The organism is Okeania sp. (assembly GCF_983059655.1).
The window spans coordinates 4,071-6,142 of the sequence record NZ_CEZPJD010000471.1 but is presented as its reverse complement, the minus strand read 5'-3'; the positions used below and the strand labels follow the sequence as shown (position 1 = coordinate 6,142).

The following is a 2,072-nucleotide window of genomic DNA, read 5'->3' as shown; positions in this document are numbered from 1 at the left end:
GAGGGAGTGGGGGAGTGGGGAGTGGGGAGTGGGGAGTTAGGGAGTAGGGGAGTGGGGGAGTGGGGAGTGGGGAGTTAGGGAGTAGGGAGCAGGGGAGTAGGGGAGTAGGGAGTGGGGAGTAGGGAGTGGGAGAATTAATAATAAGATAAAGTTGTAGTGAGGAGAAAATTAGAGTGAATAATGGGTTGGTTCAAAGTCATAAAGATTTAAAGGTTTATCAGAAGGCTTTTTTTGGAGCTATGCAAATTTTTGAATTGTCTAAAAAATTTCCGGTAGAAGAAAGGTATTCTTTAACTGACCAAATTAGACGTTCGTCACGTTCTGTTTGTGCTAATCTGGCTGAAGCTTGGCGAAAACGTAGATATGAGCTGGCCTTTGTTGCTAAATTAAATGATTCAGAAGCAGCAGAAACACAAACGTGGCTTGATTTTGCTGTGAAATGTCAATATTTAGATGTAGAAACAGGGGAAAAGCTTTCAACAATTTATGACGAAATTATCAGAATTTTAGTAAAAGTAATAAATAATCCTCATCCTTGGTTGTTGAAAAATCCAGGAAGTAGGGAAGTTAAAAGTTAGTTGCTGTTTTTTCTGATAGTATTACTTTAGCGATAATTAGTCTTAAATCCTTGTAACTTCCAAGCTAAAACTTAAATTTCTGAAAATGTCTTTCGTATAATTTTACTCCCCTACTCCCCACTCCCTGACTCCCCCACTCCTCACTCCCCTACTCCTCACTCCCCTACTCCCCCGCTCCCCCACTTTAACGCCGTGGATCGACGGGACGTGCCACTAAAATACCAATAGAACTTTCTACGTTCCAAATGTATCTTTCTAAATCATAAGCAACAGTTACTTTTCCTGCCGGAGAAGCATGAATAAAACCAATATTACCATCAGAATTACGATAAACTAAACCAGTATGAGTTACATCTAAGCCATTAATTTCTGTTGCTACGGCGACTATATCTCCTGCTTTTAACTGAGAATAAATGCTGCTAATTTTATAGTAAGGAATATAATTAATTTTCAGCTTACTAATACTATCTTCCATATTCACAATACATTGATAATTAGCATCATTACTAGCAATTTGTGGATACTCCCATCTATTTTTACTCATAAAAAATAACGGCTTTTTAACTCTTTCTGCACCTAATTCAACACCAATATCTTTTATATTGTCGCGCCTCTGATTATCAGCAATCCATTCAGAAAAATAATGCAAACGACTACAATATCCATTCATTTTTCCATTCCAATAACGCTGATTTCTAATATTATTAATAAAGGTTAAATAAGAATAATCTTCTACTGCTATACCTCTAGCCATTGCCAAAACAGTTTCTACAAATAAGACACAATCAAATCCATCTAAAGTAATAACTAAAGATTCTTGATTCGACTGGTCTAATAATCCAGCTTTGTAGGGAGTACCAATAAAATAATCAGCGATCGCCTGCATGATTTCTGCCATCGGACGTTGAGAAAGATTTTGTTTTATGGCATATTCCATTACTGGTTTAAACTGAGGATCTTCGGGAATATTATTCGTTGATGGTTGATTAATTTCTTTGTCACCAACACTTTTATTTAAGTGAACATCAATTACTGGTCTTGTCGGAGGTTGAGAAGGACCAATAGGTGCTTCTTTTAAGATATTTTGCCTTGATAAAGTAGATGATTTTAATGAAATTTTCTCATCAATATCTAGAGTTTTTAAAGTAGTATCATCAAATTGAACTAGACTAAAATTAAATGGTTTTTCTGAAGCAAATAATTGTGAATTAATATTTTTTTTATTGTCAAATTGTATTTGGCGATTATCCCGATTATTAGTAATATATTTAGCCTGTAGATTGACACCTTTTTGAGCAGCATTAATCTTATCTACAATAGATAAAATTCCTGTATGACTGCCAGTAATAGCTACTGTTAAAATAATTAACTTGAATAATTTTCTCATTTTTTGATAAGGACTTTTAGCTATTCAACAATTGATAATGAAAAATAAATAATGGATAATTACCTCTCCTTGAAAGAAGAGTATTGAGAGGTTATCTGAGAAGTCCC

Annotated in this window: 2 protein-coding genes; one reads left to right on the top strand and one right to left on the bottom strand. The window is 34.9% G+C overall.

Annotated features, from left to right (window positions below; genetic code table 11):
• Positions 1–173 precede the first annotated feature (173 nt).
• Positions 174–578 carry a four helix bundle protein gene (locus AC3DU7_RS22070; RefSeq protein ID WP_488041453.1) on the top strand — a complete coding sequence of 135 codons (405 nt, stop codon included), beginning with the start codon at positions 174–176 and terminating at the stop codon, positions 576–578.
• Positions 579–762: 184 nt separating this feature from the next.
• On the opposite strand, the gene AC3DU7_RS22065 is transcribed toward AC3DU7_RS22070, so the two are convergent.
• Positions 763–1,965 carry a DUF1460 domain-containing protein gene (locus tag AC3DU7_RS22065; RefSeq protein ID WP_488041452.1) on the bottom strand — a complete coding sequence of 401 codons (1,203 nt, stop codon included), beginning with the start codon at positions 1,963–1,965 and terminating at the stop codon, positions 763–765.
• Positions 1,966–2,072: the final 107 nt, after the last annotated feature.